The sequence below is a fragment of the Methylorubrum sp. SL192 genome (assembly GCF_026672325.1).
GTDB lineage: Bacteria > Pseudomonadota > Alphaproteobacteria > Rhizobiales > Beijerinckiaceae > Methylobacterium > Methylobacterium extorquens.
Genome location: NZ_JAPPQV010000003.1, coordinates 832,387 through 856,438 on the forward strand (window position 1 = coordinate 832,387; position 24,052 = coordinate 856,438).

At 67.7% G+C, this 24,052-nt stretch carries 11 protein-coding genes, 1 tRNA gene and 1 pseudogene; 10 read left to right on the plus strand and 3 right to left on the minus strand.

Going from position 1 to position 24,052, the window contains the following annotated elements; genetic code table 11:
• Positions 1–61 precede the first annotated feature (61 nt).
• The 3 genes from glnT to OVA30_RS04710 all read left to right on the plus strand — a co-directional run bounded on the left by glnT (position 62) and on the right by OVA30_RS04710 (position 2,243).
• The gene (gene glnT, locus OVA30_RS04700; RefSeq protein ID WP_056111626.1) at positions 62–1,360 is read left to right on the plus strand and encodes a type III glutamate--ammonia ligase; all 1,299 of its coding nucleotides are present in this window, start codon (positions 62–64) and stop codon (positions 1,358–1,360) included.
• Between the two features lie 188 nt (positions 1,361–1,548).
• Positions 1,549–2,058 (plus strand): hypothetical protein, encoded by a 510-nt coding sequence (locus tag OVA30_RS04705; RefSeq protein ID WP_268174740.1) that lies wholly within the window; start codon positions 1,549–1,551, stop codon positions 2,056–2,058.
• Positions 2,059–2,168: 110 nt separating this feature from the next.
• A tRNA-Gly gene (locus OVA30_RS04710) sits at positions 2,169–2,243 on the plus strand.
• 243 nt (positions 2,244–2,486) lie between these two features.
• Here OVA30_RS04710 and OVA30_RS04715 read toward each other — a convergent pair.
• Positions 2,487–2,681, minus strand: a pseudogene (locus OVA30_RS04715) (IS630 family transposase); the annotation flags it as partial.
• A gap of 482 nt (positions 2,682–3,163) precedes the next feature.
• Here OVA30_RS04715 and OVA30_RS04720 point away from each other — a divergent pair.
• The 7 genes from OVA30_RS04720 to OVA30_RS04750 all read left to right on the plus strand — a co-directional run bounded on the left by OVA30_RS04720 (position 3,164) and on the right by OVA30_RS04750 (position 21,863).
• A complete protein-coding gene (locus tag OVA30_RS04720) occupies positions 3,164–13,921 on the plus strand; it encodes a peroxidase family protein (protein WP_268174741.1) in 10,758 nt (3,585 codons plus the stop codon).
• A gap of 60 nt (positions 13,922–13,981) precedes the next feature.
• Entirely contained in the window at positions 13,982–15,748 is a 1,767-nt protein-coding gene (locus OVA30_RS04725) for a type I secretion system permease/ATPase (RefSeq protein WP_268174742.1), read from the plus strand.
• Entirely contained in the window at positions 15,745–17,952 is a 2,208-nt protein-coding gene (locus tag OVA30_RS04730; protein WP_268174743.1) for a calcium-binding protein, read from the plus strand. Before OVA30_RS04725 ends, OVA30_RS04730 begins: the two co-directional genes overlap by 4 nt.
• Before the next feature lie 21 nt (positions 17,953–17,973).
• Entirely contained in the window at positions 17,974–19,320 is a 1,347-nt protein-coding gene (locus tag OVA30_RS04735; protein WP_268174744.1) for an HlyD family type I secretion periplasmic adaptor subunit, read from the plus strand.
• A gap of 243 nt (positions 19,321–19,563) precedes the next feature.
• Entirely contained in the window at positions 19,564–20,031 is a 468-nt protein-coding gene (locus OVA30_RS04740) for a methanogen output domain 1-containing protein (RefSeq protein WP_003596161.1), read from the plus strand.
• 49 nt (positions 20,032–20,080) lie between these two features.
• On the plus strand, positions 20,081–21,202 hold the full coding sequence (locus tag OVA30_RS04745; RefSeq protein WP_326493631.1) for a sensor histidine kinase: 1,122 nt from the start codon (positions 20,081–20,083) through the stop codon (positions 21,200–21,202).
• 16 nt (positions 21,203–21,218) lie between these two features.
• The gene (locus tag OVA30_RS04750; RefSeq protein ID WP_245296400.1) at positions 21,219–21,863 is read left to right on the plus strand and encodes a response regulator; all 645 of its coding nucleotides are present in this window, start codon (positions 21,219–21,221) and stop codon (positions 21,861–21,863) included.
• A gap of 364 nt (positions 21,864–22,227) precedes the next feature.
• On the opposite strand, the gene OVA30_RS04755 is transcribed toward OVA30_RS04750, so the two are convergent.
• Entirely contained in the window at positions 22,228–23,103 is an 876-nt protein-coding gene (locus OVA30_RS04755) for an alpha/beta hydrolase family protein (RefSeq protein ID WP_268174745.1), read from the minus strand.
• A gap of 99 nt (positions 23,104–23,202) precedes the next feature.
• A complete protein-coding gene (locus OVA30_RS04760) occupies positions 23,203–24,012 on the minus strand; it encodes a class I SAM-dependent methyltransferase (protein ID WP_268174746.1) in 810 nt (269 codons plus the stop codon).
• Positions 24,013–24,052 lie beyond the last annotated feature (40 nt).

Below are 24,052 nucleotides of genomic sequence, written 5' to 3' on the forward strand. Positions count from 1 at the left end.
GGGCGGCCCTTTTTCTTTTGTGGCGATGGGGCCGCACCACCAAGCCGGAAGGATCCTTGCAATGGCGCATGATCTTGAGACCGCCGCCCGGGAGCGCGGCATCAAGTATTTCCTCGTGTCCTACACCGATCTGTTCGGCACCCAGCGCGCCAAGCTGGTGCCGGCGGCCGCCATCGGCAGCACCTGCCGCAACGGCGCGGGCTTTGCCGGCTTTGCCACCTGGCTCGACATGAGCCCCGCCGACGCCGACCTGCTGGCCATGCCCGACGCGGACGGGCTGATCCAGCTCCCCTGGAAGCCGGAAGTCGGCTGGCTGCCCGCCGACCTCGTGATGAACGGCAAGGCGGTGGAGCAGGGCCCGCGCAACATCCTCAAGCGCCTGATCAAGGAAGCGGCCGAGGAAGGGCTGCAGATGAAGAGCGGCGTCGAGTGCGAGTTCTTCCTGATCACGCCCTGCGGCTCGGAGCCCGCCGACACGGCCGATAAGCAGACCAAGCCTTGCTACGACCAATCCGCCCTGATGCGCCGCTACGAAGTGATCACCGAGATCTGCGACGCGATGCTCAGCCTCGGCTGGAAGCCCTACCAGAACGACCACGAGGACGCGAACGGCCAGTTCGAGATGAACTGGGACTACGACGACGCGCTGATCACCGCCGACCGGCACGCCTTCTTCAAGTACATGACCCGCTCGATCGCCGAGAAGCACGGCTTCCGCGCGACCTTCATGCCCAAGCCCTTCATGGACCTGACGGGCTCGGGCTGCCACGCCCACGTCTCGCTCTGGCGCGACGGCCAGAACGTGTTCGCCGACCGCTCGGACGAGATCGGCCTGTCGCAGATCGGCTACCACTTCATCGGCGGCCTGATCCACTCGGCGGATGCGCTGGCCGCGCTGACCAATCCGTGCGTGAACTCCTACAAGCGCATCAACGCGCCGCGCACCACCTCCGGCGCGACCTGGGCGCCCAACACCGTGACCTACACGGGCAACAACCGCACCCACATGATCCGCATTCCCGACGGCGGGCGCTTCGAATTCCGCCTCGCGGATGGAGCGGCCAACCCCTACCTGCTCCAGGCGGGCCTCCTCGCCGCCGGCCTCGACGGCATCCGGCAGCGGCGCGATCCGGGCCAGCGCCTCGACATCAACATGTACACCGACGGGCACACGGTGGAGGGCGTCAAGCGCCTGCCGCTCAACCTGCTCGACGCGCTCCGCGCGCTCGAAGCGAGCCCCGTCCTCAACGAGGCGCTCGGCGCCTTCGTGCCGAGCTACCTCAAGCTCAAGCGCCAGGAATGGGACGATTACTGCCGCCACCTCACCCAGTGGGAGCGCGACACCACGCTCGACTGCTGAGCGATCTTCCGGCATCCGGCCGAGCGCTTCGGCAAGATGCCGGTATCGTGCGTCGCCGATCCTCCGCGAGGAGCCGAACGCGCTGAGGACAGGGCGGCCTGAGGTCGGTTGCTTGATCCGGCCCCGTCAGCCTATCGATCGCCCAGCCGCCGTCGCTCCGGCGGAGCAACAGGGAGACCCGATGGCCGATGACCTGGCTCGGACGCCTCCTTCTGGCCGCCTTCGCCCTGATCGTGGCCATCCCGGCCGGCGCCCTGACACTCGGCGCCGGGGTGCTTCTCGACCCAAGCTTCCGCGAGGCGTTGGGCGAACTCGGCCTCGTCGGCCTCTTCGCCGGCCTGTCGGATCTCGCCCAAGGTGTTCCGCCGGACATGGCGGTGATGGCCGTGATCCTCTTCGCCCAGGCGCTCAGCCTCCTGCTGATCCTGCCGCCGACGCTGGCCGCGCTCGTCGGCGAGACGCTCGGGCTGCGCTCCCCGTTCTGGTACGGCGGTGCGGCGGCCGGCCTCACGGCGCTTCTGCCCTGGCTCGCCCGCGGCGGCCCGCCGCCGGCCGCCGGATCGGTGGCGTCGGCCGCGGAAGCGCGGCTGGCCGCAATCCTCCTCCTGACGGGCGCCGTCTCGGGTCTGGTCTACTGGCTGATCGCCGGCCGCAGCGTCGGCAACCGGACACAGCGGCGCGGCGCCGACGCATTTTAGGGGTGGACAGGCGTCCGCCATCGCTTATGAAAATGGGGTGCTTCCGAAGCCTCGCGCTCGGTTTCACCCTCCGGCTCAAGAGCGCCTCACCGCTCCGCGAGCGGCCGGATGCGGGCGTAGTTCAGTGGTAGAACGTCAGCTTCCCAAGCTGAATGTCGTCGGTTCGATCCCGATCGCCCGCTCCACCAAATTCATTAGCTTCGACAATGTTTTGCGACTTTTCGGGCCCGACGAATCGAGGCTCTTGGTGAACGTCGGGTACACAATTGTACATAGGTTGAGTGGGCTTAAGGCTGCCGGAAGTCCGAATCTGCGACGCCCCCCGCGAAAGACCCGTTCCTTTGCTCAAACGGGGCGGTCGGTTACGCTCCCGAGCCATCATGCGGGACGCTGCGCGGCTTTGAGACGTCACCTAGAGCCGTTCCCGCAGCGATGGCTAAGTCGTTATTGTAACCGGCTGCGGCGAGGCCGTTGCGGCATTCGTCGGCCGTGACGCAATCGGAGGCCTGCTGGATGGTGTGCCACAGGTCTGGGACCGTGCGGGCCGCCGCGGTTCGGAGCAGGCCCTTCAACTTGGCGACGACCTGCTCGATCGGATTGAAGTCCGGGTTGTAGGGCTCTAGCCCGCCGTCTGCGGCCTGTAGCAAGGCGGTGCGCTCCTGCAAACGGAGTCCTTCGTGCGCGATGCTCCAAAGGCGCTCAAGCGGCCATTCCGGAGCGCCCCGATAGTATTACCCGAGCCAGCCGGGTCCACGGTGCACCCTTCATGATCGATATTTCCAATTTAACTGATAAATATGGATGATTAAAGGCATATAATAGATTTATGCAGCAAACTAACCAAATTAGCGCCCAAGCTGCAAGGATATATAACTCAAATGTTCTACAGCAGTTAGAATAACTCGCGACATGCGGCGCCTGATTATGCAAGGAAAATCCCCGCATGAGGGTTTTTTCCTTTTCTTTAAGTATTTTTTAACTCCAGCCAATTTGCGCGGCTGATGGAATGCTGTGGCCAGTTTGGAGACCGCCCCGGGGACAAGGGGCGCTCCGTCCATCACCAGGCCGGCTGATGCTCGCCTGTATCCGTATTTGGGAGGTGGCCATGGCCGTTAAGCTCAATCTTCAAGATCTGACCTTCATCCTGAAGCAGATCAAGATCGCCGAAGCGCATGCGAGCGGCATCAAGCTCACGGAACTGCGCCTCGATGCCGCCGGCACGCTTCTCACGGATCGGGGGCTCTACGACGCCACCGGCAACTGGCTCGGCGATGCCGCGGCGCCGAAGGCGATTGCGGATCCCCACGTGCCCTACGGGCTGCGCACGGTCGACGGCACCTACAACAACCTCGTGCCCGGCCGCGAGACCTGGGGCTCGTCCGGCCAGCCGATGCCGCAACTCTTCGAGCCGACCTACCTCAACGACGCGGACGGGGACACGATGGCGCTCGGACCGGGCGCTCCGGTCATCACGAACACCAATTACGGGCTGCCCGGTTCGGTCGCCGATGCCGACCCGCGGATCATCTCGAACCTCGTGGTCGATGCCACGCTCGACAACCCGGCCGCCATCGCCGCGGCGCTTCGGATCGCCGGCTCGGAGAACGTCATCGCCGATCAGCGCGCCATCACGGCAGCGCACGAGGCCCTGAAGGCCGCCCAGGCCGCGAACCCGGCCGGGGATCACGCGGTCCTGCAATCGAACCTCGATGCGCTGCTGGAGCAGACCGGCGTCACCGTCACCAACGGCTCCATCGACGTGCTCAACGTCTCGCCCGACGAGGGGCTGTCGAAGCCGTTCAATGCCTGGATGACCTTCTTCGGCCAGTTCTTCGACCACGGTCTCGATCTGATCTCCAAGGGCGGGAACGGCACCGTCTACGTCCCGCTCGCCGCCGACGATCCGCTCGTGCTCGGACAGGACGGCCTCGCCGGCACTGCCGACGACCTCGCGCCGCATCTGCGCTTCATGACGCTGACGCGCGCCGCGCAGGTCGAGGGTTCGCAGCGCAATGTCACGACACCCTTCGTCGACCAGAACCAGACCTACACCTCGAACGCCTCCCACCAAGTGTTCCTGCGCGAATACGCACTCGTGGACGGGCGGCCCGTCGCGACCGGGCGCCTGCTCGGCGGCGCGGACGGAGGCCTCGCCACTTGGGCGGACGTCAAGTTCCAGGCGCGGACGATCCTCGGCATCGAACTGACGGACGCCGACGTCTCGGCCGTCCCGCAATTGCTGGTGGATGCCTACGGCGAGTTCGTCCGCAGTGCCAACGGCTTGCCGCAGGTGATGGTCGGGGTGGGGCCTGGGGGGCAGGCCGTCTACGCCAGCGGCAGCCTCGCCGAGCCGCTAAAGCTCTCGGCGATCCAGCTTCCCGTCGGCACCGTGCTGGTGGGTCCCAACGGCGCGCAGAACGTCATCGAGGCCGGTGAGACGGTCGCAGCGGCCCGCACCTTCAACGCGTTCCTCGACGACATCGCCCACAACGCGGTGCCGGTCGCCGTGAACGGCGTGCTCCGGCCCGATGCCGACGTGCTCACGGGCAATGCGGTTCAGATGAACCCGCAGACCGGCCGCAATCTCGAATACGACAACGAGCTTCTCGACCGGCACTTCGTCACTGGCGACGGGCGTGGCAACGAGAATATCGGCCTCACTGCGGTCCACCACATCTTCCATTCCGAGCACAACCGGCAGATCGACGCCCATAAGCTCACGATTCTGCAGTCGGGCGATCTCGCCTTTATCAACGATTGGCTGGCAACCGACATCGCGGCGCTGCCGGGCAACTTCGCGCAGATGACGGCGCTGGGTCAGCTCGCCTACGCCAATACGCTGTCCTGGGACGGTGAGCGGCTGTTCCAGGCGGCGCGCTTCGCCACCGAGATGCAGTATCAGCACCTCGTCTTCGAGGAATTCGCCCGCAAGATCCAACCGCTGGTCGATCCGTTCGTGTTCAACCCGGTGACCGAGATCGACCCGTCGATCTTCGCCGAGTTCGCCAATACGGTCTACCGCTTCGGTCACTCGATGCTGACCGAGAACATGCCGCGGCTCGGGCCGGACGGGCAGGCGCTCGACGCCGACCTCGGCCTGATCGACGCTTTCCTTAATCCGTTGGCGTTCGACAACGACGGCGGCCTGTCCCACGACGAGAGCGCGGCCGCGATCATGCGCGGCATGACCATCGAACGTGGCAGCGAAATCGACGAGTTCGTCGTCGGTGCCCTGCGCAACAATCTGCTCGGCCTGCCGCTCGATCTCGCGGCCATCAACATCGCCCGCGGCCGCGATACGGGCACGCCGACGCTCAACGAGGCGCGGGCCCAGCTCTACGCCGCGACAGGCTCGACCTTCCTCACCCCCTACACGAGCTGGGTGGAGATGGCGGCCAACCTGAAAAACCCGCTCTCGGTGGTGAACTTCATCGCCGCCTACGGCACCCACGGCACCGTTGTCGCCGCGACGACGCTCGCGGCCAAGCGCGACGCGGCCATGGCCCTGGTCTTCGGCGGCGAGGGCGCACCGACGGATCGCCTCGACTACCTCAATTCGCGCGGGAGCTGGGCCGGGCGGGAAACGGGCTTCGGCGCGGTCGATCTCTGGATCGGCGGCCTGGCCGAGAAGCAGATGCCGTTCGGCGGCATGCTGGGCTCGACCTTCAACGCCATCTTCGAAGCCCAGATGGAGAACCTGCAGGACGCCGACAGGTTCTACTATCTCAGCCGCGTCCAGGGGCAGAACTTCCTCAACGAGTTGGAGCAGAACTCCTTCTCGAAAATCATGCTCGCCAATTCGAGCCTGTCGCTGCCGGGGCCTGACGGCATCCGCGGCACGGCGGACGACATCGTGCCCCGCCATATCGGCGTCGATGCCTTCGCCGATTACGACTTCGAGCTGGAGGTGAACGCCGCCAACCAGCTCGACCAGAACGGCGCCGCCCCCGACCGCGACCCGACCGGAAACGACCCCGTGCTGGAGGCGATGGGCCTCGGCAAGGTCGTGCGCGACGATCCCGGCACCGCGGCCGACGAGGGCGCGAGCGGCTTCCACGCCTCGGTCAACGCCCTGGTCCGGCGCTACGGCGCGGACGGGAGCCAGACGGGCGCGCTCGTGGACGGCAGCGAGGATGGGGTCGGCGGCGCCGGCAGCCCCGTCACCTGGGCCGATCTCAAGGCGAATGCGGCCAAGCTCGGCATCGCGCTGACCCAGGCGGACATGCTGGACGCGCCGGTGCTCCGGATCGGTGCCGATGGGCGCCTCGCCTTCGCTCCCGGCTCGTCCGTCCCCGAGGCGGTGGCGGTCGCCAACGGCAGCTTCGAGGGCTTGGCACTAGTCGCCGGTCAGGAGGGCGTGATCCTCGACGGCAACGGCAACTACACCACGACGAACCCGGCCGGCTGGACCATCGCCGGGGGCGTCGGCGGGCTCTTTGCGCCGGCCGACGCGGTCGTCGACCCCGCCGGCCGCGATGGCGCCAACGTCGTATGGCTGCGGGGCGGCGCGACGCTCTCGCAGGAGGGCGGGACGACCCTCCAGGCCGGCGTCGGCTACACCTACAGCTTCAAGGTCGGGGACCGCACTGACTTCACCTGGCCGGGCGCCGAGGCGCGCCTCGTGGCGGTCGGCGGGGCGAACCCCGTGACCCTCGGGACGCTGACCCTGACGGAGCCGGCCGACGGGCAGTGGGGCACTGTCACCCTCGCAACGGGCGTCGTCCCGTCGGCGCTTGCGGGCCTTCAGCTTCGCCTGGAGATCCGCAACACCGGCAGCGGCGATGCGCAGATCCTCGTGGACGACATCGAACTCGTGCGGACGGCGCCGGCCTACCGGTCCGATCTGACCCCGGCGCAGACGCCCGGCTACGATCCGGCCGCCGACCCGTTCCTGCGCGATGGCGCCGGCAACGTCCTGCGCACCGGGCAGTCCATCGCCAGCCCGGCCGCCGACCTCGACGCAACCGTCGTCGATCCGGCCGCGCTCAATCAGCCGTTCGCCACCGGGCACTACCTCCGCTTCACCGGCGGCGAGCACGTGCTGGTGGGCGGCACCGACGGCAACGACACCATCATCACCGATTTCGGCGATGACGGAATCTGGGGGGATGCAGGCGACGATCGGATCGAGGCGGGCGCAGGCGTCGATCTCGTGAACGGCGGGGCGGGCGACGACATCATCACCGATTCCGGCGATACCGGCGACTTCCTCAAGGGCGAGGACGGCAACGACGTCATCGCCAACTCCAACGGCGTCGACATCCTGATGGGCGGGCGCGGCAAGGACGCGATCTTCGTCGGCGTCGATGCGACCGAAGTCTTTGCCGGCGAGGGCGACGACTTCGTGATCGGCGGCGACGACGCCGACCTTCTGATGGGCAACGAGGGCGACGACTGGATGGAGGGTGGCGGCGGCTTCGACACCACCGCCGGCGACAACTCGGAACTGTTCTTCAACTCGGCCATCAAGGGCCACGACGTCATGTTTGCCGGGGGCGACGAGCATGATTTCGACGGCGAGTCCGGCGACGACATCATGGTCCAGGGCGAGAGCGTGATGCGCAACGAGGGCATGTTCGGCTTCGATTGGGCGATCTACAAGGGCAACCAGATCGCGGCCAATGCCGACATGCGCATCCCGATCTTCACCACCGAAGAAGCCGACATCCTGCGCAACCGCTTCGACAAGACGGAGGGTCTCTCCGGCTGGCGGCTGAACGACACGCTCATCGGCGACGACCGGACCGCGGCCGCCAACGCGGATGCCGAGGCGCCTGCCGGCGCGCCGATCACGGCGGCAAACGAGGGCGTGTTCTTCAACGACGGGCTCGACGCGGCCGGCATCGCTCGGATCGCGGGCCTCGACCAGATCGTGTCGCTTGCTTCCGGGCAGCAGTTCTTCGAGGCCGGCAACATCCTGCTGGGCGGCGCGGGCAGCGATACGCTCCAGGGCAACGGTGGCAACGACATCCTCGACGGCGACCGCTGGCTGAACGTGCGCATCAGCATCCGCAATCCTGCGGATGCTGGCCAGGAGATGGCGACGGCCGACAGCCTGAAGCACGTCTTCGACGACAGCGCCGCCAATCAGGCGCGCGGCTGGGCCGGAAAGTCGCTCTTCGAGCTGATGATCGACCGGGTGATCAGCCCGACCCAGCTCGCAATCGTCCGCGAGGTGATCACCACCGGAGCGACGGCGGCGGACGTGGACACCGCCGTGTTCAACGACATCCGGGCGAACTACACGATCACCCGCGCGGCGAACGGCACGCTCACCGTCACCCACACCACGCTGACCAATCCCACCGTCGATGACGGCACGGATACGCTGCGCAACATTGAGAAGCTGCGTTTCGCGGACGGCACGGCGGACGTCGCGCTGGTTCTCAACCAGCCCTTCGACAGCCTCACCATCAGACCGTTCGACGCGGACGGCGACGATTCCTCGACACTCGTCGCGACGCTGGTGAACCGTGTGAACGCGACCACCCGGCCCGTGACCCTGCAATGGCAGGTGCTGGCCGACAACGGGCAGTGGCGCAACGTGACGGGCGCGGACGGCCAGGTCACGAACGGGGGCACCTTCTTCACGCCGACCGGAGCGACGGGCGTCGAGATCCGGGTGGTCGCGAACTGGAGCAGCACGGTCGCCGGCAATACCGGCCTGCAGCAGACGGCCTCCGTCCAGTCCGCCTTCGTCGGAACTGCCGCCGCCGAGGACATCACGGGTTCCGCGAGCCCGAACGTCATCCTGGGGCGCGACGGCGACGACGACATCGAGGGCGATGTCGGCAATGATGCCATCTACGCCGGCAGCGGCGACGACCGGGTCGATGGCGGCGCGGGCGACGACACCCTCCTCGGCAACGACGGCGCCGACACCCTGATCGGCCGGACCGGCAACAACACGCTCGACGGCGGCAACGACGACGACCAACTCTCCGGCGGGCACGGCAACGACCGTCTGATCGGCGGCGCCGGCACCGACACCGCCATCTACTCGGGACCGATCGCGGCCTACAGCTTCGAGCGGAACGCGCAGGGCGAGGTCGTCGTCAGCGACAACCTCGGAGCGGAGGGCGACGGCGTCGATACGCTCACCACGATCGAGCAGATCCAGATGGGCAACGACCTCACGCCCTACGCGCTGGTCGCCAACGGCACGGCGGCCGTCGACATCGTGGTCGGGACGGCCGGCAACAACACGCTCAGCGGCGGCGCGGGCAACGACCTCGTCTTCGCGGGAGCCGGCAACGACAACGTCCTGTGGCGGACCGGCGACGGCCGCGACTTCGTCGATGGCGGCGCCGGCACGGACAGCTTCCGGATCATGAACGGGACCGGTCCCGTCCAGCAGCTCACGCTGGCCCAGGCCCGGGCGCAGTTCGCGAACCTATCGTTCCGTGACGACACGCAGACCGTGGTCGTGCGCAACGGGATCGTCATCGCCGAGCTCAAGAACGTCGAGCAGGTCGCCGTGAACGCCGTCGCGACCGGCGCGCCCGTCGTCACGGACCCGACGCCGACGAACGGGCTCGTCTCGCCGACGGAGGGCCAGCCGCTCGGCGCGCTGGTCGCCGCGATCCAGGACGCCGACGGTCTTGGGGCCTTCTCGCTGCGCTGGCAGCAATCGGGCGATAACGGCCAGACCTGGACGGACATCGCAGGCAACGCCGCCGGCACGCTCAACTACACGCCCGGCCAGGCCCAGGTCGGGGACGTGCTGAGGCTGCGGGTGAGCTTCACCGACGGAGCGGGAAATCCGGAAGAGCTGTTCTCGGCGCCCACCGGCGTCGTCGGTGACAGCTTCACAGGCACGGCGCTCAACAGGACCTTCAACGGCACAGCCGGTGACGACATCGCCAACGGCGCCGACACCGCCCTCTTCGGGATCCAGCCGAACGACACGATGAACGGTGGCGCCGGCAACGACATCCTGAACGGCCGCGGCGGCAACGATACGTTCATTCAAGTCAGTACCGACGGGCGCGACCGCGTCGATGGCGGGGCCGGTACCGATACCTACCAGTTGAACGGCACCGCGGGGCCTGAGACCTTCCGCATCTACAGCCGGTCAGCCTGGCTCCAGGTCGCGGGCAATACGGAGGCGCAGCTCGCCGCTTCGACCGAGATCGTGATCACCCGCAACGGCACGGGTGCCGCCGCGATCGTCGCCGAACTCGACAACGTCGAGGAGATCCGCGTCAACACGCTCCAAGTGACGTCGCCCGGCGGCCAGAACGGCGGTGCCAATGGCGGCGACACGATCCAGGTGATCGGCAGCTTCACGGGCACCAGCCTCAACTTCAACACCATCACCATCGACGGCTCATCGGGCGACGACACCGTGGACATGGCCGCCCTCACCTCGGCCCACCGCATCGTCTTCCGCTCGAACGGGGGGCACGACACCATCGTCGGCACCCTGCGGCCGCAGGACGTGATCGAACTGCCGGCCGGCTCGAACCGGGCGGACTACATCGCGGCCGCGGGCGCCAACGGCATGACGACCCTCTCCAACGGGTCGCATACCATCACCTTCTCGGCCGCGGGCGGCATGCCGCGGATCACGGTCGAATCAGGCGCCGACGGAGGGGACGGCGAGGGCATCACCGGCGCCTTCGCCTACACGGCAGCCGACATCGACGGGCTGGAGGCGCTGGTGCGCGGCCAGCGCCCTGACAATGCCAGCGACGACGACGTACCGACGGGCTACCGCGAGCTCAGCGGCCACGGCAACAACCTCGACCACCCGACCTGGGGCAGCGCCGACCAAGCCTTCATCCGCCTGACCCAGGCCCGCTACGGCGAGGCCGACGCCAACGGCAACAGGGCCATCAACCCGATCTTCGACGGCCTCGACGCGCGCACCATCAGCAACATCCTCGGCACGCAGGAGGCCGGCCTGCCCAAGGCCGGAAACGACGCCAACATCTTCTTCATGGCGATGGGCCAGTACATCGACCACGGGCTCGACTTCCTGCCCAAGGGCGGCAACGGCTCGATCGTGATCGGTGCGCCCGGCGGCGGGGCACCGGGCTCCAACAACCCGGCCGACCTCACCCGCGGCACCGTCATGGCCGTCGATGCGAACGGCGTGCCGCAGCACAAGAACCAGACCTCCCCCTACATCGACCAGAACCAAGCCTACGGCTCCAACGCGCTGGTCGGCCAGTTCCTGAGAGAGAGCGACGGGGCGCAGGGCGTCGGCATGCGGCTCCTGGCGGGGGCACCGGACCCGTCCAACCCCGCCTTCAACCTGCTGCCGACGCTGCGCGAGTTGGTCAACCACCACTGGCAGGCCGACACCATCTTCGCCGGACCGGCCGGGCCGATCAGCTTCCGGACCTACTACACGAACTTCGCCCTGTCCGAGGGGGTGACCGGCACCCTGTTCAACACGGAGACCGGCGCCTTCGACCCGCAGGTGCTCACGAAGCTCGTCGGAAACTTCATGGGCTCGGGCCATCCGCTGCTGCTCGACACCAACCCCTTCATCAGCGTCCTCGACCACTTCGTGGCCGGCGACGGGCGGGCCAACGAGAACTTCGCCCTCACCTCGATCCACACGGTCTGGGCGCGCAACCACAACTACCACGTCGAGAAGCTCCTCGAATCCGGCTTCGAGGGCACGCCCGAGCAGGTGTTCCAGGCCGCCAAGATGGTCAACGAGGCGGAGTATCAGCGTGTCGTCTTCGACGAGTACTTGGAGACGCTGATCGGCGGTCTGCGCTCGGACGGCACGCACGGGTTCGAGGCCTATGATCCGAGCGTGGATGTCGCGATCAGCCACGAGTTCGCGGCGGCGGTGTTCCGGTTCGGCCACTCCCTGATCGGGCAGACGCTGAACGTGAAGGGCGCCGACGGCGAGACCGTTCCGGTCAGCCTGTTCGACGCCTTCCTCAACCCGAGCAACGATCCCTCGGTGTTCACCGCGCCGCTGCCCCCCGGCTACGTGCCGCAGCCCGGCTACGCCCAGTACGGCGTCGGCGGCATCATCGGCGGCACCATCGAGCAGGCGGCCGAGGACGTCGACTTCAACATCGTCGATGCGGTCCGCAACGACCTCGTGCGCATTCGGGCCGACCTGTTCGCCTTCAACGTGGCCCGCGGCTGGGATGTGGGCCTCGGCACCCTCAACCAGGTCCGAGCCGATCTGGCGGCCTCCACCAATCCCTACATCCGGGACGCGGTGGGCTTCGCTGGCGGCGACCTCTCGCCCTACGCCTCCTGGGAGGACTTCCAGGCGCGCAACGGCCTCAGCGACGCGGTGATCGCGCAGTTCCGGCAAGCCTACCCGGACCTCGTCCTCGCCGCCGCGGACATCGCGGCCTTCCGGGCGATCAACGGCGACATCGCCATCGCCATGCAGGCCGATGGGACCGGTGTCGTGAAGGGGATCGACCGGCTCGATCTCTGGGTCGGCGGGCTTGCCGAGAAGCACATCAACAATGGCGTCGTCGGCCAGACCTTCTGGGTCGTGCTGCACGAGCAGTTCGACCGACTGCAGGACGGCGACCGCTTCTACTACCTCGAGCGCTTCGACAACTTCGACTTCTACGAGAACCTCGTCGACGGCCAGGGCTTCTCGGACATCGTTGCCCGGAACACCGGCCTGACGGTCCTGCCGGAACACATCTTCGAGCTGTCCGACGAGGACCGGCCGGGGACGGAGCCCGGCGACGATGACGACGACGGCGACACCGATCCCGTGGGTGGCGATCCCGACGAGGACGAGGACGGCCCGACCGATCCGGTCGGCGGTGGCGGCGATGCCGGTGAGGACGAGGACGAGGACGACGGCGTGACCGACCCTGTCGGCGGCGGGGACGATCCCGGCGACGACGAGGACGACGGGCAAGGAGACGGGGACGGGACGACCGACCCCGTCGGCGGGAGTGACGGCGACGAGGACGGGCCCGGGACCGGTCCCGGCACCAATCCGCCCGTCAACCACGCGCCCGGCGTGATCGCCGGCGGCGCGAACGGAGACGTCCTCAACGGCACGGCGGGGGCGGATACCATCCTCGGCCTGGACGGCGACGACAACATCCTCGCCGGCGGCGGTGCCGACGTGGTCCGGGCCGGCGCGGGCAACGACTTCGTCGATGCCGGCGAGGGCCGGGACGTGGTGTTCGCCGGGGACGGCGATGACGATGTCCTCAGCGGCGGCGGCGCCGACATGGTGTACGGCGATGGCGGCAACGACCGCATCCTCGCCGGAGCCGGCAACGACCTCGTGACCGCCGGCGCCGGCCGGGACACGGTCATCGGTGGCGAGGGCGACGACCTGTTCGTGGCCGAGACCGGTGACGGCGACGACACCTACTGGGGCGACGAGATGGGGGGCGGGCTGGGAAGCGACACGCTCGACATGTCGGCCATCACCGCCAACATCGCGGTCAACCTCGGTACGGGTCTGGCCGGGCGCGGCAGTGCGACCAGCACCCAGTCGGGTCGCGACGTGCTCTGGGGCGTCGAGAACGTCGTCACGGGGTCCGGCAACGACGACATCACGGCGAGCGACGCCGCGAACGTGATGGATGGCGGCGAGGGCAGCGACACCTACCGCTTCGGCTCGGCCGGCGCAGCGAACGGTGACACCATCGAGGGCTTCCGGCCGGGCGACAAGATCGACCTCAGCGCGATCGACGCCGATGCCGGGCAGGCCGGGAACCAAGCCTTCACCCTCGCGACCGGCGCGGCCTTCACGGGGGTCGGACAACTCCTGGTGACGCAGGAGACGCGCGACGACGGAGACTACGTCGTCGTCCAGGGGAACACGGCCGGCGACGCCTCCCCGGAATTCAAGCTCGCCATCAAGGGCAATACGGCGCCCACGGCCGCCGACTTCACGCTCTGATCCTGGTCGGGCCCCGGCCAGGGGCCCGGCCCACTTGCCTGACGAGGGGGAGAGCCTGCCATGCGTTCCAGAGATCAGAAAAAGCTCGCTCAGCAGCGATGCGCCGAGCAGCTCACCCAAAGCGTTCGGGGGCCCTTCGTCTTCCTGTTCGGGATGTCCGGCATCATCAACATCTTGGCGTTGACCGGCTCGTTCTACATGCTGCAGGTCTACGACCGCGCCCTGCCGAGCGGGAGCCTGCCGACGCTCGTCGGGCTGTCGATCCTCGCCGTCGGCCTCTACCTGGCGCAGGGCCTGTTCGACGTTCTCCGCTCGCAGATCCTGGTTCGCCTCGGGGCGCAGTTCGACCGCCGGGTCGCTCCGCTGGCGCAGCGGGTCGGGATCGACATGCCGCGCTTCGGCTTCTCGACCGCGGAGGCGATGGAGCGCGGCCGCGACGTCGACACGGTGCGCGGCTTCCTCGGCAGCCCCGGTCTCGTCGCCCTGTTCGACCTGCCGTGGGTGCCGGTCTTCCTCGTCTTCGTCTACATGCTGCACCCCTATCTCGGCGCGCTCACCGTCGCGGGGGCGGTCGTCCTCGCGCTGCTGACCATCCTCGCCGAACTCCTGACCCGGCGTTGGACCGGCGCGACGCAGCAGGCCGTGGTGGCCCGCAACGCCATCGCGGACTCGAACGCGCGCAGCGCCGACGTGCTTAAGGCGATGGGCTTCGCCGACCGGGCCGTGGACCGCTACCGCCGCGCCAACGACGAACACCTCGACCTGCAGACCCGCACCACCGACATCAGCGGCACGTTCGGGGCGATCGCGCGCGTCCTGCGCATGATCCTGCAATCGGCCGTGCTCGGGCTCGGCGCCTACCTCGTCATCGGCGGCGAACTCTCCGCCGGGGCGATCATCGCAGCCTCGATCACCTCCGCCCGCGCCATGGCGCCCATCGACCAGGCGATCGGCAACTGGAAGGTCATCCTGGCCGCGCGGACCGCCTTCCGCCGCCTGAAGGAGACCGTGATCGCCCTGGCCGCCGCCGAGCCGCCAATGACGCTGCCGCCGGCGCACCGGTCGCTCAGGGTCGGCCACATCACGGTCGCGGCCCCCGGCTCGGGTCGCGTGCTCCTCTCGGATGTAGGGTTCGAGCTCAAGGCCGGGCAGGCGCTCGGCGTCATCGGACCGAGCGGCGGCGGCAAGACCACCCTCGGCCGCGCGCTGACCGGTATCTGGCCGCTGCTGCGCGGTAGCGTGCGGCTCGACGAGGCCGACCTGCCGCAATGGGACGAGGCGAGCCTGGGAGGGATGATCGGCTACCTGCCTCAGGAGGTTTGCCTCCTCGACGCGACGGTCGAGGAGAACATCTCGCGCCTGGCCGAGGACAGCGATCCGGCGCTGGTCGTGGCGGCCGCGCAGGCGGCCGGCGTGCACGAGATGATCCTGCGGATGCCCGACGGCTACAAGACCGAACTCGGGCCGCTCGGGACGGCGCTCTCGGGCGGGCAGCGGCAGCGGATCGCTCTCGCCCGCGCGCTCTACGGTAATCCCTTCCTCGTCGTCCTCGACGAGCCGAACGCGAATCTCGATGCCGAGGGCGAGGCTGCGCTCGCCGCGGCGATCCAGGGCGTGCGTGCCCGCGGCGGCCTCGCGATCGTGATTGCCCACCGCCCGAGCGTGCTGGCGGCCGTGGATCGGATCGCCGTGATCCAGGACGGCAAGCTCACGGCATTCGGGCCGAAGGAGGCGATCCTCGGCAAGGCCGCCCGCGACGGTGCGGCCAAGCCCGACAGCGCCCAGGACAACAGGGAGCGCTCCATGCCGGAGCGGGTGCCCGCATGACGATCGAGATCAAGGGCACGAAGCCCGGGCGGGACGCGCCCGAGGGTGCCGAGCGCTACGTCTCGCGCAGCGCCGACCGGCGATCCGGCGTCCCCTACTTCGCCGCGGTGGCGGTCGCGTCCGTCGCCGCCTACCTCAAATCCCTGCTTCTGCCCCGCGCAACCCTGGCAGAGGAAGTGGACCCGGAGATCGTGGCGGCACGCGCCGACGCCCTGCGCCTCGTCCATTCCGAGGAACTCGCCGCGCCCACCCCTGCAAAGGCCGCCGAGGCACCGAAGCCACTGGCCGAGCCGCCATCCCCGGTTCTGCAATCCGGCATGTCCCTGTTCGATGACGGGCACGAACTGCTCGCGCGCGGGCTGCGCTTCGCAAGGCCCGACGCGCATCCGGACCTCGGCGACTTCAAGGCCTCTCCGGTCATCCCCCAGCCGATCAACGACAACGGCGGCTCCCTCGCAGCCGGATCGGGCGGGCGCGGAGGTGGGCAGCCGAGCGGCGGCGGCGGCCGGCCACGGGACGCATCCCACCCGGAACCGGATGCGCAGGAGCCCGGCAACGAGGCACAGCCGGCCCCCCGACCGCTGGGAGAGGAGAAGGCTGACAGGCCGGATCAAGGCTTGGCCGGGCAAGGCTCGACCGGGCAAGGCTCGACAGGGCAAGGCGGATCGAACCCACAGGATCCTGGGCCGTCGGACGGCGGCGTCCGGATCCCTCCCGGCTCCACGCCGGGCGGCGATCCGCGTCCCGTCGATCCCGCGACGCCGCCGCGCGGCCGGGACGACGGACCGGCGGGGCAACGCAACCGCGCGCCCGTGGTGAACGGCCCGGTCCAGCTCGGGGATATCGCGGGCTGCGCACTCCTCACCATCGCCCTGAGCGATCTCCTGCGCGGCGCCAGCGATCCGGACGGAGACGCACTCAGCGTGCGCGACGTCCGGGTCTCCTCCGGCACCGTGACGGCGGACGGCTCGGGTTGGGTTTTCGACGCCGATGCGCCTGGTCCGGTCACGATCACCTACGCGGTGACGGACGGCGAGTTCTCGGTCGCCCGCACGGCTCATCTGACCGTCCTCGAACGGGCCTTGATCGGCGGCACGGACGGGGACGACCTCATCCTCGGCACACCCTGCGCGGACGACATCGCGGCCGGCGCGGGCGACGATAATGTCGACGCCCGCGGTGGCGACGACCTCGTCGATGCCGGCAGCGGCAGCGACCACGTGATCGCGGGCGACGGCGCCGACACGGTCCTGGGCGGGCCGGGCGACGACGTCGTGTTCGCCGGGGCGGGCGCGGATCGGGTCTCGGGCGGGGCGGGTCACGACCGCCTGTTCGGGGAGGCGGGCGACGACCTTCTGTTCGGCGAGGCGGGCGACGATCTGCTCGATGGCGGCGAGGGCCGCGACATCCTGGATGGGGGCGACGGTGACGATCTCCTCCTTGGAGGCGAGGGCAACGATAGCCTCTACGGCGCGGCCGGCGCCGACGACCTGTCCGGCGGCACCGGTGCCGACGTGCTCGTCGGGGATGCGGGCGACGACCGGCTGCAGGGCGGCGAGGGTGCGGACATCCTCTCGGACGGGGCCGGGCGTGACCTCGTGTCAGGCGAGGCGGGCGACGACGTGATCATCCTCGCCCTCGACAGCGCGGAGGACACGGTCGACGGCGGTGCGGGGCGGGACACGCTCGACCTGTCGGCGGCCACGGTCGATCTGGTGGTGGACCTGAGGAACGAGACCGTCTCCGCTCAAGAACTCGGCCTCGACCGGATCGCCTCGGTCGAGGCGATCATCGCGGGATCGGGCGACGACCGCTTCGTGGTGGGCGGCCGGGATATCGTGCTCACCGGCGGCGGCGGCGACGACGTGTACGCGTTCGCCGCTCCGGCCGAGCCGCGCGATGGCACCCGCACCGTGCAGATCACGGACTTCTCCGTCGGCGATTACATCGATCTGGTCCGCTACGCCCTGTTCAAGGAGGAGACCGCGGCCGGGCGCCCGCTCGCGGAGGCGCTCCGGGGCGAAAGCGATGCACCGACCGGGATCCAGTGCCGGTTCGATCGTTCCGAAGGCCGGGACCGCACGGTCGTCTCGGCCGACCTCGACCATGACGAGGCCTACGAAACCACCGTCGTCCTCGATGGCGAGCACTTGCTGCGCTTCACGATCGGGCCGCTGCCCGAACCGCCGACATTCCACACTTGAGAGCGAAGCCGGAGAAGGATCATGCGTACATCTCCCGATCGGATGCCGCGCCCCCTGCGGCGGCACGAACCGCAATCCCGCACGAACGTCGCGTTCTCCGTCGGCCCGCGCATCGTCGCCGGGTTCATCTTCGGCGCGGCGCTCGTCGGCGGCGTCGGCGGCTGGGCCGCCACGACCGATCTCAGCGGCGCGATCCTCGCTTCCGGATCCGTCGCCGTCGATCAGCGAGCCAAGTCCGTGCAGCACCGCGACGGCGGCGTGGTCGGCGAGATCCTCGTGCGCGATGGGCAGCCGGTCACGGCCAGCCAAGTGCTCCTCAGAATCGACGACGCGCAGACCCGCGCGGAACTCGCCATCGTGAAGGGACAACTGGTGGAACTCGCCGCCAAGAAGGCGCGGCTCCTGGCGGAGCGCGACGGGCAGCGCGAGGTCAGCTTCCCGCAAGCCCTGCTTCACCAGGGCGCCGAGGTGCAGTCGATCCTGGAGGGCGAACTCCGGCTGTTCCAGGGCAACCTCGCCGGCCGTGACAGCCAGCGCCAGCAGCTCGAACTTCAGATTGGGCAGATCGCTGAGGAGATCGCCGGCCTCACGAAGCAGCGGGACGCCAAGAGAGACGAACTGGCCGTCCTCACCACCGAGCATGGCAAGCTATCGATCCTCGTCGAGAAGCAGCTCTACGAGAGTTCCCGCTTCCTGCCGATCACCCGCGACAAGCACCGCCTGGCCGGCGAGCAGGGATCGTTGGAAGCCTCCATCGCGCGGGCGAAGACGCGGACGAGCGAGATCCGCGTCCAGATCCTCGCCATCGCAGACACCGCCCGGACCGAGGCACAGCGCGAGCTCAGTCAGGTCGATGCCAAGGCGGCAGAGCTCAGCAACCGTCGCGTGGCATTGGACGACCGGCTGACGCGCACCGAGATCCGTGCCCCCGTGACCGGCATCCTGCACGAATTGAAGACCTTTACGGTTGGCGGCGTCGTCACCCCCGCCGACATCCTGGCGACCGTGGTGCCCGAGGACGCGCGGCTCAAGATCGAGATCCGCATCCCGCCGACCAGCATCGACCAGATCGGCGTCGGCCGCGCGGCCCGGGTCCGCTTCACCGCCTTCAGCCAGCGCACCACCCCTGAACTCAAGGGAACGCTGACCTACGTCTCGCCCTCAACGACGAAGGGCCCACGGGACGAGGCGTTCTATATCGGGCATGTCGAGCTCAAGGATGGCGAGATTGAACGCCTGGGAGGCTCGGCCCGCCTTATCCCTGGAATGCCCGTCGAAGTTCAGGTCGCTACGGATGAGAGAACAGCAATGTCCTACCTGATGAAGCCACTTCAAGACCAGTTTAGTCGCGCATTCCTGGAGCGATGACTGTTAATATTTGCGGATCGATTGATTTCACCAGCCAAGCCGTGCGCATGCCGAGGTTCGACTGCCTACCCCTAAATTTCCGTTTCTAGTAACCCTGGCATAGTACTAACTATTGATGCGCGGATACCACCCGTGATATCCGTAGAGGGTGGCCCTGCTTGGGAGGCGGCAGTGGAACAGAGCTTGGTAGATTCGCGGGGTGATTTCTGCGGTTCGCAGATTCGCTTGGACCGGGAAATATTCATGGATCTAGTGGTGACGACGATGGGATCCTTGTTTGAGGATACAGTCGGATCCAGCGAAGCTGGCAGCTTCATTAGCTTGGTCGGCCTCGCTGTGGGTGAGAAGATCCAGGAAGAGTACCTCCAGGTGAGTGGCGCGAGCCAACTCGACAGGAAAGGGATGGTCGACGCTCTGCTCGACATGAAGCAGCGGATCGGCAGCGATTTCTACGTCATGGACGAATCGGAGCAGCGCATTGTTCTCGGCAATAAGCGCTGTCCGTTCGGAGAACTGGCAAAGAAATGCCCTTCACTGTGCATGCTGACCGCGAACGTGTGTGGGCATCTGGCCGCGGAGAGTCAGGGATATGCACGAGTCGATCTTCCCGAAACCATCGCCGCGGGGGCGTCAGAGTGCCGGGTCGTCATCAACCTCGACCCGAACACAACCGGCAGCGGGCGGCGGTATCATCGGCGAGCCTGGGCCTGAGTCCGATTTCGCCGCGCTGTTCGCCTTCGTTGCGGATCCCCTGATCCTGGTGGGCCAGTTCGGGCTCGTGGAAGACGCCAATTCGGCCGCGTTCGACCGTTTGCCGGACCTCGCGATCGGCCTTCCCCTGCCGGTTGAGGGGACACATCGCGAGCGGATGAGCCGCTACCTCAGCCTGTGTTCGCGGACCGAGAACCCGATCCCCGGCGCGGTGTTCGTCCGCGCCGGAGCCGAGAGTTCCTGCCGTCATCCATGCCGGGGCGCGCGCATCGTCCTGCGCGCCTATGGTGACGAGCCACTCGTCCTGCTTCATCTCACGCCGACGAACCTGGAGGGCCGCCTTCACCTCCTCACGGAGCGGCTGAACGATGTCCGGCGCGTCATGCAGGAGCGGAAGCGGCGTGAGATCGAGATGCAGGCGCTCCTGACCGAGCGCAGCCGGTTGCTGGTCCACCTCGAGGAGGACGCGCAGGCACGGCAGCGTGCCGAGGCCGAGCGTGACGCCGTTCTATCAAGGCTCTACCGGGCCGGGCAGGACGAGCGGCGGCGCCTCGCGCGCGATCTCCATGATCATGCCGGTCAGCAACTCGTCACGCTGACCTTCGGCCTGAGAAAGATCGCGTCACGCCTATCTTGCCCAACGGCCATCCATGAGGTCGAGCAACTTCTCCGACACACCCAGGACATCGGGCAATCGCTCCGGAGGGTGACCCTTGAACTCCGGCCGGCCGCCCTCGATGAGTTCGGCTTCGTGACCGCGCTGCGCTCGCTTGTGGATGAGTGGAGCCGGGTGACGGAAATCGTGACCGAGTTTCAAATCGTCGGCGAGGAGGTGGATTTCCCGCTGGAGACGGCGATCACGCTCTATCGCCTGGCTCAGGAGGCGCTCACGAACGTGGCGAAGCATGCGGGGCCGGGCGTGTGCGTGTCGGTCGTGCTGCGGTTCAGCGCTTTGCAGGTCACGCTGACGATCGACGACAACGGCGGCGGCTTCGCGGCCGACGAGGCGATCGCGACCAGTCTCGTCTCCCAGGGAAAGCTCGGCCTGCTCGGCATGCGTGAGCGGATGGCGCTGGTCGATGGCACGCTGAACATCGAGTCGGCCCCCGGCCGGGGCACGAGCATCGTTGCCCGCGCCTACCGGTCCGTCGAGGAAAGCGGGCATGCCTAGGACCCTGATCCACGTCGTGCTGGCGGACGATCATCCGGTTTTCCGTCACGGTGTGACGAGCCTGATCGCTGATTCCGGCGAGATCGTCGTGGTGGCCTCCGTCGAAACGGGCGCAGCCGCCTACCGGGCGATTGTTCAGCACGAGCCGGACGTCGCCATCCTCGACATCAATATGCCGGAGATGAATGGCGTCACCGTTCTTCGCCATCTCGCCAGAACCGGGACGCGGACCCAGGCTATCATGCTGAGCGTCTATGAGAGCCGGGTCTACATCGACCAAGCCTTTGAGGCGGGCGCCCGCGGCTATGTTCTCAAGCGGTCGGCCTTCCAGAACATCGCCAGCGCGGTGCGGGCGGTTCATGCCGGCGGCATCTATCTCGATCCGGCATTGCCGGAACGCACCGCTCCGCATCGGCGGCTGAGTTCAAGCGTGGATGAGGCGGCGTGCTCAACCTTGAGCGAGCGCGAGCGCGACATCCTCCGGTTCGTCGCCTTCGGCTTCACGAGCAAGGAAGTCGCCGACCGGCTCGGGGCAACCCCCAAGGCGATCGAGACCCAAAAGGCTCGGGCCTGCACCAAGCTCGGCCTCGCAAGCCGAGCACAGATCGTTCAGTTCGCCATTCTCCAGGGCTGGCTTCATGGAGAGATTCCCCTGCGCTGACATTCGGTCTCAGCCATTGGCCGGAGCGATTTGGCCTTGAATTGATTGGCTCGCAGAAGCGTCTCGCCGCCTGCGATCACCTCTAATTGGTGGCGATAGACCAGAATGATCCGTTCGCCAAAGATCACCGCACTCTCCTGCACGACAAGGCTCATCCGGATCAGCGCATAGTCACTTCAAAGCGTCATCGTGCGTCGGTTCATGGTCGGTCCGCTTATGATCGGCCGCTTCATGCGCAACATGAACGTACCAGTTCGCCTCTATAGGCATAGCGAGCCCGGACACTGGACCTCGACGCATAAGGCACATCCGAAACGCCGAGCTCGACCGAGCGGGCTTGCACGCAGACCGGTCTGACGGCAACCTACTGGAGTTCCAAGGATGCCTCGATGAGACCACGCACCTCCTGCCAAGCCAGTGTCGACGAGGTGACCACGTCGAAGTGTCCGGCATCCGAGACGTTGATGAGTTGCGGCGCAGGTCCGGACCTCCCTCGTACAGCGCGGGCATAGTCGTAGGCGACCCATGGCGGCGTGAGTCGGTCCAGGACGCCGCTGACCAGAAAGATCGGCACCCCTGCGGGCGGGAGGGCAGCGGGTGACACCTCCGATAGCTTGTCTGCTGGTGCGATCCGCTCGACAATGCCCGGGCCGCAGAGCACCGGGATGAACCGCGCGAACGTCGCAAGATCCCCCACGCCGCCCAGGCTGATCACCGCCCGCGGGACAAACCCGGTCGCTGCGTGAAGAGGGCTCGTGGCGGGAAGCAAGCCGCGCGAGGCCGCCCAGAGGGCGAGATGGCCACCTGCCGAGTGGCCCACGAACACCACTCGTGAGAGATCCAAGTGGTGGGCTCCTGCCTCTTCAGCGAGGCGGTCCAGAGCGGCGCCCACGTCCTGATAAGTTCCGGGATAGCCACCGCCGGCCTCGTTGGCACGGCGGTAGCCGATGCTCCACACGGCAACGCCGCGACGCGTTAGATCGGGTCCTAGGTGACGCATCTGCTCGCGCCCGACGGTGGTAGCGCTCCAGCAACCGCCGTGGATGAGAACCGCGACTGGGTGTGGGCCAGGGCTTGCGGGCAGGAATACATCGATGCCTTGAGAGGGGGCCTCACCGTAGGTGAGCTGCAGGGTCGGCGGAGGTCGCAACAGGTCACGAAAGTCCGCGAGTTCCACCGGGTCGGCTGATGCCGGGCCGATCGCGAGCACTGTCAAAGTAAGGATTGCGCAACGCTTCATGCCAGCCTCCCTGCGCAGGAGTGATGCTCTGGATCGAGGTGATGAGGTGTGCCGTATCGTGGCAGGGCCGTTCCTGACCACGGCCCAGCCAGGCTCAGGCTAGTGGCGAATCCCACGCGTGACCCAGTACGCGCGGGGAACGCAGATACCGAGCGGGGTGGAAAACTGGGCATGGAAGGCGATGAAGTCGCGCCGCAGATTGGCGCGGCGGTCCTCGTCGAGGCTGGCGACCAGAGCCTTGGTCGGACCGTAGCCACCGGCGAACCGCTCCCAGGCCGCCTCTGCGCTCTGCTCGCGATAGAACGAGACGCCGTTCTCGAAAGCCAGCTCAAAGTCCCGACCTAGCAGTTCCTCAAGCCGCTCCGTGCGGCCCCACTCAAATGGCGAGGGCGGGGCCGGATTGGGCGGTGGCGGCATGTAGGACTTCATCACCATGAACATCCTGAACACATTGTCGTTCGACAGCCAGGTGGTGAGGCAAATCCTTCCGCCCTTGCGACAGACACGTGCCAACTCAGCGGCTGCAGCCTCAGGCCGGCTAGCGAACATCACGCCGCAGGTCGAGATGATGGCGTCAAACGCGCCGTCGGCAAAGGGCAGTCTCTCAGCGTCGCCCAGCTGGTAATCGATGTCGAGACCCTCGGCCCGAGCCTGCTCAGCGGCGAACGACAAGAGATCGGCGCTGATGTCGGCCCCAGTCACCTGCGCACCCCGCCGGGCGACGACGCGCGAAGTCCAGCCGGTGCCGGTGGCGAGGTCGAGCACCCGCTCGCCCGGCTTCGGATCGAGACGCAGTACGCAGTGTTCAATACTGTCGGCGATGCCGCGACTGATCTCGTTGTAATGAGCGCCGCCGGAGTTCCAGATACTGGCAGGCTTGGCGTTATGAGGTTGGATTTCGTAGTTCATGGTGCCTCCGACTCACACGGGGCCCCCAGCGCAAGATGCA

What these genes read in the sequence shown, in the direction of transcription:
- OVA30_RS04725 (WP_268174742.1), top strand. Translation starts at nt 13,982, where the DNA reads ATGCGTTCCAGAGATCAGAAAAAGCTCGCTCAGCAGCGATGCGCCGAG.
- OVA30_RS04755 (WP_268174745.1), bottom strand. Translation starts at nt 23,103, where the DNA reads ATGAAGCGTTGCGCAATCCTTACTTTGACAGTGCTCGCGATCGGCCCG.
- OVA30_RS04730 (WP_268174743.1), top strand. Translation starts at nt 15,745, where the DNA reads ATGACGATCGAGATCAAGGGCACGAAGCCCGGGCGGGACGCGCCCGAG.
- OVA30_RS04740 (WP_003596161.1), top strand. Translation starts at nt 19,564, where the DNA reads ATGGATCTAGTGGTGACGACGATGGGATCCTTGTTTGAGGATACAGTC.
- OVA30_RS04760 (WP_268174746.1), bottom strand. Translation starts at nt 24,012, where the DNA reads ATGAACTACGAAATCCAACCTCATAACGCCAAGCCTGCCAGTATCTGG.
- OVA30_RS04720 (WP_268174741.1), top strand. Translation starts at nt 3,164, where the DNA reads ATGGCCGTTAAGCTCAATCTTCAAGATCTGACCTTCATCCTGAAGCAG.
- glnT (WP_056111626.1), top strand. Translation starts at nt 62, where the DNA reads ATGGCGCATGATCTTGAGACCGCCGCCCGGGAGCGCGGCATCAAGTAT.
- OVA30_RS04705 (WP_268174740.1), top strand. Translation starts at nt 1,549, where the DNA reads ATGACCTGGCTCGGACGCCTCCTTCTGGCCGCCTTCGCCCTGATCGTG.
- OVA30_RS04735 (WP_268174744.1), top strand. Translation starts at nt 17,974, where the DNA reads ATGCGTACATCTCCCGATCGGATGCCGCGCCCCCTGCGGCGGCACGAA.